Consider the following 6,000-nt stretch of genomic DNA (forward strand, 5'->3'; position numbering starts at 1 on the left):
TGGGCGCCGCGTTGGTCCCTTGCACCTTGCCTGGGTCTACGTGGCGGCGGAGGACGAGGCGCACCTGAACGCCGATCGGCAGCGTCATGCAGGCGGTCACCTGAGCGACGATGCGGCCATGGTCGCCATCAAACGCCTGGACGTGACGGACGCGCCCGGAGTCATGAGGTGCCGCCTTGACGACAGACAGCGACCGGATCAGGTATCTCCCGGGTGGACAGACTTCGATCGGTGAGCCTTTTCCGACCGAGGTTCTCTTCGTAGGCGAGTTTCTCGCTACAACATGACGAATCTCCTGGTGGGCGGAGTCTCGACCAAGATCACCCGCATCTGCCGGGAGCTTCGTGGGCTGACCGGACCGCAGCACGAGTGTGGGCCAGGCTCCACCGCGTCCGCTCCAGGCAGGCCGTGCCCTCTGCGGCCGGTCGGTGTGCGAGGCCTGTTGTCTCCGGGCCGTTCGGCGCGCCCCCTCACTGGTCCCGAGCGCCTACACGGGAAGGGGTTGCTCGGCCCAGATGGTCTTGCCTGTGCCGGTATGCCGCATTCCCCAGCGCTCGGTGAGCTGGGCGACCAGCATGAGGCCTCGTCCGCCCTCGTCAAAGATGCGGGCACGGCGCAGGTGCGGTGCGGTGCTGCTGGCGTCGGAGACCTCGCAGATCAGTGTCCTTTCCTGGATCAGCCGCAGCTGAATGGGCGCGGCAGCGTAGCGGATCGCGTTGGTCACCAGCTCGCTGACCACGAGTTCGGTGACGTAGGCCAGGTCGTCCAGCCCCCAGGTGTGGAGTTGGGCGGTCGCCTGAGAGCGGGCTTCGGCCACAAAGGCCGGATCGGCGGGAAGATCCCAGACGGCGACGTGCCTGCTGTCCAGGGCACGCGTACGGGCGATGAGCAGCGCGACATCATCGGCGGGCCGCTCGGCGAGCAGAGCATCGAGCACCCGGTCGCACGTGGTTTCCAACGACGGAGCCGCGTCGGCGAGGGCCGTACGCAGAGCGTGCAGGCCGGCGTCGACATCGCGATGGCGCGCCAGGACAAGGCCATCGGTATAGAGGGACAGGAGGCTGCCTTGGGGAAGTTCGCGTTCGACGGATTCGAATGGCAGCCCGCCCAGGCCGAGCGGCGGGCCGGTGGGCAGTTCGAGGAAGTCCACCTTGCCGTCGGGGGTCACCAGAACGGGCCAGAGGTGGCCAGCGCTGGCGAGCGAGCACTTGCGGGAGATGGGGTCGTAGACCGCGTACAGGCAGGTGGCTCCGAGTTCTCCGAAGGGCGCCTCAGCTCCGGACTCGGGCCCGGATCCGAGCCGGACGACCAGGTCGTCCAGATGCGCAAGCAGCTCGTCCGGGGCCAGATCGACGTCGGCGAGGGCGCGTACGGCGGTGCGAAGGCGCCCCATGGCGGCGGAGGCATGGATCCCGTGACCGACCACATCGCCGACAACGAGAGCGACGCGGGCGCCGGAGAGCGGGATCACGTCGAACCAGTCACCGCCGACACCGACCTTCGAGTCTGCGGGCAGATAGCGGCTGGCTACGTCGACAGCGGTCTGATCGGGCATCCCCTGCGGCAGAAGGCTGTGCTGGAGGGCCAGAGTCGTGGTGTGTTCGCGCGTGTAGCGGCGGGCGTTGTCGAGGCAGACTGCGGCGCGTGCCACAAGTTCCTCGGCGATCTGCAGGTCGTCCTGCTCGTACGGCGCGGCCGACGGACCCAGACGCATGAAGAGTACGACGCCGAGGTTGGTGCCGCGGCCTCGCAGCGGCACCGCCATCAGCGAGTGCGCGCGGTGCCGACTCACCCAGGCGGATCGGTCCGGGGCCTGGGCGAGCCAGTGGGTGATCTCGGGCTCGCCGATCTGGTGCACGGTGCCGCGACCGGTGGCCAGGCAGCGAGCAATCGGCGAAACCTCCGGGTAGCGGGACAACCCGCCGACCGCGACGGCAGCCTTCACGTCGGGGCAGACGGCCACGCGCCGCAGCAGCAAAGGACCGTGGATGGGAACCGGCGGCGGCTCGTCGCCGTGCAGCACGGGGTCGAAGAGATCGACCAAGACGTAGTCCGCGAGGGCGGGCACGGCCACGTCGGCCAGTTCCTGGGCGGTGCGGGTCACGTCCAGGCTGCTGCCGATACGCCTGCTGGCCTCATCGAGCAGCGCCAGACGTTCGCGGGCCGCGTACTGCTCGGAGAAGTCGAGGGCGGCCAACTGCACACCGTGCACCAGCCCGAGGGAGTCCTTCAGCGGGGTGAAGCGGACGATCCAGGCATGCGCTTGGGGCTCTCCTGGCACCTTGACGTTCATCTCGATGCGCTCGGGCTCACCGGTCTGCAACACGCGATCGACGGACTGCTCGGGGGCCCGGAAGGCGGGATCGGGCATGTGGTCGGTGATCCGGAGGCCGCGAAGATCCCGCTCCGAGGCGGCGAGCTGCTTGCTCATGGGCTCGTTGACCCGCAGGAACCGGCCCTCCGAGTCGTAGATCGCCAGGGCGAACGGCGACTGGTCGAACGACCAGCGGAGCAGAGGGTCCGTGGCGCGATCCACCTCCTCGACCGGGACGCCCTCCAGCAGCCAACTGGCTCGCCCGTCACCCGTGGGCAGCGGACGCGCCCGCAACTGGCACTCGACCGCGCTGCCGTCCCGGTGGCGGAGTACCACCTGCCCGGTCCAGTCCTCCTGCCGACCCAAACGCTCACGAACGCCGATGGGGATGGGCGATGCAAGCAGCGCCGTCGCGAGCCGGCCGACGGCCTCACCGGCGGAGTACCCCAGCAACTGTTCCGCACCGGAATTCCAGATGGTCAGCGTCCCGTCCGGAGCTGCCACGGCAAGAGCCGCGGCGGAGGTGAGGGAGTCACGAGGCATGCTCGTCGGTGTGTCCATGGCTGATCCACCCGCCTTCGAGTCCACTGCTGATTCAAGGATCTCTCGGTCTTGCTGCCAGATCGCGTTAGACGAGGCCGCACGTGCCGGACGCAGAGAATCGGACTCCGGGGGAACCAGGGAGTTGACGACGGTGACCATCCGTAGCGGTTGCCGGGCAGGCGAGCGACTGCCGGTATCGCGCTGATCAGCACGCGAGCCGATTCGGCGGCGCCGCGCCCACCCCGCGGCGCCGGGCAGGACGGGGGCCGAGCGCTTTCCGCCGTAAGCGTCGGGCCTCCACGCGCCCTGCCTCGCCCACCACCCGATCCACCACCGCGGCGCGAACCGGCGTCGCCTGAACCGGCTTCACGGCCTGTCCGCAGTCGGCGGGGACGCCTGCCCGGACCAGAATCCGGCCGGCCCGGTCCTGCCGGGTTCGGATGCCCGGCTTGGTGGCACCTCCGGCGGGCGCTTCGGCTCGGCCTCCGCATCGACACCCGGGGGCCCGGCCGCCGCAACGAGAGGCGCCGCTCGGCAGGGATCCGGGTGTCGCGCGTGGGGAGGCCGGCCAGCGTGATCCACAAGACCTCGCCCGTCAGGCCCGCCCCTCCAGGGCGCCTCCCCACCGGACCTGGAGCCAGCTGAAGGGCGAGTTCGGAGGGCGGCGGTTGGCCGCCCGGGCGGCTGGTCGGCAGCCCGACCCGCGCGGGGCACGAATCACCCGGATCCGGGATCGGAATCAGCGGATCGCCCGCAAACTCTTCTGCAACCAGACCGAGTTGAACCGGCTCGAAGGAAGTCACCAACTCACCCTGTTGGTCCTGGTTGCCCAGGACGACGGGCTCCGCGGCTCCGCCGAGAGCTGCGCACGTTCAGCCGTACATCCGCAGCTCCCGCCCCCGAACAGGGGCAGCGGGACGATGTCAAGGGCGTCGTTCCCTTGCCCTGCCGCCGAGCAGCCTCACTCCCGAGCGGTCGACGAACCTCTCCCCGAGGATCCGCCGAGCCGCCACCGACGCCCGAGCCGGCCAGAACCGCTGAGGTACGGCGACGATGCGGTCGCCTACCCCAGGAACGCCTCTGTGGTCGCCACGAACCGGCCGGCGTCGTCGAGCCACGGATAATGTCCGGCTCCGGCCTGAACGACGAGCTCGGCGTTCGGAAACAGACCGGCGAACTCGGCCATCGTGCGAGGAGGGGCACCCGGATCGACCTCTCCGGCGAGCAGGAGCACCGGCGAAGCGAACCGGGCGAGCGCGGCGCGGGTGGCGTCCGGGCCGAAAGCGCCCTCGGCGCCAAAGGCAGCCACGACCTCCATGTTCATCTGCTCATCCCCAGCAGCCTGATGGGCCTGAGCCACCTCGTCCCAACGGCCATAGGAAAACGGCGCGATGGCCTTCCAACCGTCGCTGGTGGCCCTGCCCGCCACTATCGCCTCCAAGGCCGCGAACGCTGCCGGGAACCACGGCTCGTCCCGGCGGAGCTGCGCAGTCTCGCGCCGGAGGTCTCCTGTGATCGTGAAGTCGACGGCCCGGACGCTCGGTGTGATCAGCGCCAGCTTGCTGACACGTTCCGGATGGCGGCCCACATACAGCGCTGCCAGATTCGCGCCGGCGCTATGTGCGAGCAGGTCCATCCGGTCCAGGCCGAGGTGCTCGCGCAGGGCTTCCAGGTCGTCGACGAGTCGGTCGCAGCGGCAGGAGGCGGCGTCCTCCGGTATCTCCGACTGGCCGGTTCCCCGGAGGTCCAGCCTGATCAGCTGCCGGTGCGCGGAAAGGCCGCCGAGATCGCCGAGGTATACGGAGTCCGTCGGTCCGCCGGGCAGGCAGACCACTGGATTTCCGTCGCCGAAGACGTGGTAGGCAAGCTTGGCGCCGTCATAGGCGGAGAAGGCAGGCATGGCGAAGATCCTTTCAGTGGCGTTTCGGAGAAAGGTGCCGAAGCGGTACGTCGGCTTGATCCACGCAGGTCAGTGGTGTGCCTGCGGGGAGTCGAGATCTCGGACGAGATGACGTGCGAAGAAGCGCTGTGAGCTCTCCAGCTCGAACGTGGGGATGCCCGTGTGGCGGCCCGGGTTGGCGTGCAGCGTCTTCTCGTGGGAAGCGAAGGCGTCGAAGAGCGTGAGGCCGGACTCGCGCGGCACCAGTTCGTCGTCCCACTGCAGCAGAAACTCTACCGGGGCGGTGACCTGTGCCGCTGCCTTGGCCAGGTTTCGTGGCTCGCACAGCCGAAGACGGCGACACTGATCCTCGGTTCGGCTGCGGCCAGGGGCACGCCGATCGCGCTGCCAGTGACACGCCCCAGAACCCCACCGGTCCGCTTGCGTCGACGTAGTCAACGTCCTGAAGGGCGTCCAGGGTGGACTGCCACTCCGGAACGGCACGCGTCGCCAGCGAGGCGTGGTGTTGGGCGATGAGCGGGCCGATGGGCTCACCGGCAGACATTCGTTCCCTGATGCCCGCTGCGAACTGCTCGCCCTGCTCGGTTCTTTGGCGGTCACCGTGTCCGGGCGCGTCGATGGCCGCCACCGCAAAGCCGCAGCGAGTCACGTAACAGCGGGCAAGGGCCACGAGGCCCTGGGCGCGCTTGTGCTGGCCACCGCCATGGCCCAGCAGCACCAGGGGGCGCCTGCGAGTAGCACCGGTGGGTGACCAGCAGGCCTGAGATGCCGTTATGGGTGAACGGACGTTCCGAGACGCCGTTCGAGGTCGTCTCCGAGGTGAAGTACATAGGTTTGTGGCCTTTCGGGATGCCTACGGGCGCTCCCAGGGCCACCTATGTCAGATGAACCGCACAACCGCGGGGGAGGAGAGCACCCAGCCTGATACAGCGTTAATGGGTCTCACCTCCTCGGTCGGTCACGTGCACGGCGACGGGCCACCACGTGCCAGGCACCATGAGCGTCCCGACGGGCGGACCGTTGGTCCAGCCGAGGGAATGTCGTCCCTGCACGGGGCGGCACGGAGGTTTCTTCGATCACGGGACTCCCCGTTGCTGTATGCCTTTCGACATCGGGCACAACAGTGCCGGACCGTCCCGCCGCACCCTTGACTCTGGTGCGCAATTCTCGGCGGCTGCTTGACCGGTAGGTGATGATCGTTCCTGCGGTCGTTACGTGTCGTCCGGCCGTGGAGGGTGGGTTG

Annotated in this window: 2 protein-coding genes and 1 pseudogene; all 3 read right to left on the minus strand. The window is 69.0% G+C overall.

All coding sequences use genetic code 11. From position 1 onward, the window contains the following. Positions 1-487 precede the first annotated feature (487 nt). The 3 genes and pseudogenes from ACGFSA_RS28430 to ACGFSA_RS28440 all read right to left on the minus strand — a co-directional run bounded on the left by ACGFSA_RS28430 (position 488) and on the right by ACGFSA_RS28440 (position 5,587). Complete coding sequence (locus ACGFSA_RS28430; protein WP_393308914.1) at positions 488-2,857, minus strand: SpoIIE family protein phosphatase; 2,370 nt, start codon at positions 2,855-2,857, stop codon at positions 488-490. A 1,063-nt stretch (positions 2,858-3,920) separates the two neighbouring features. Beyond that, the gene (locus tag ACGFSA_RS28435) at positions 3,921-4,757 is read right to left on the minus strand and encodes an alpha/beta fold hydrolase (RefSeq protein WP_393308915.1); all 837 of its coding nucleotides are present in this window, start codon (positions 4,755-4,757) and stop codon (positions 3,921-3,923) included. A 69-nt stretch (positions 4,758-4,826) separates the two neighbouring features. Then, positions 4,827-5,587, minus strand: a pseudogene (locus ACGFSA_RS28440) (alpha/beta hydrolase). Positions 5,588-6,000: the final 413 nt, after the last annotated feature.

It is taken from the genome of Streptomyces sp. NPDC048496 (assembly GCF_043200055.1).
Classification (GTDB): Bacteria; Actinomycetota; Actinomycetes; order Streptomycetales; family Streptomycetaceae; genus Streptomyces.

Bases quoted from the DNA above. Each gene is read 5' to 3' on its own strand.
- ACGFSA_RS28435 (WP_393308915.1), bottom strand. From the start codon at position 4,757: ATGCCTGCCTTCTCCGCCTATGACGGCGCCAAGCTTGCCTACCACGTC.
- ACGFSA_RS28430 (WP_393308914.1), bottom strand. From the start codon at position 2,857: ATGCCTCGTGACTCCCTCACCTCCGCCGCGGCTCTTGCCGTGGCAGCT.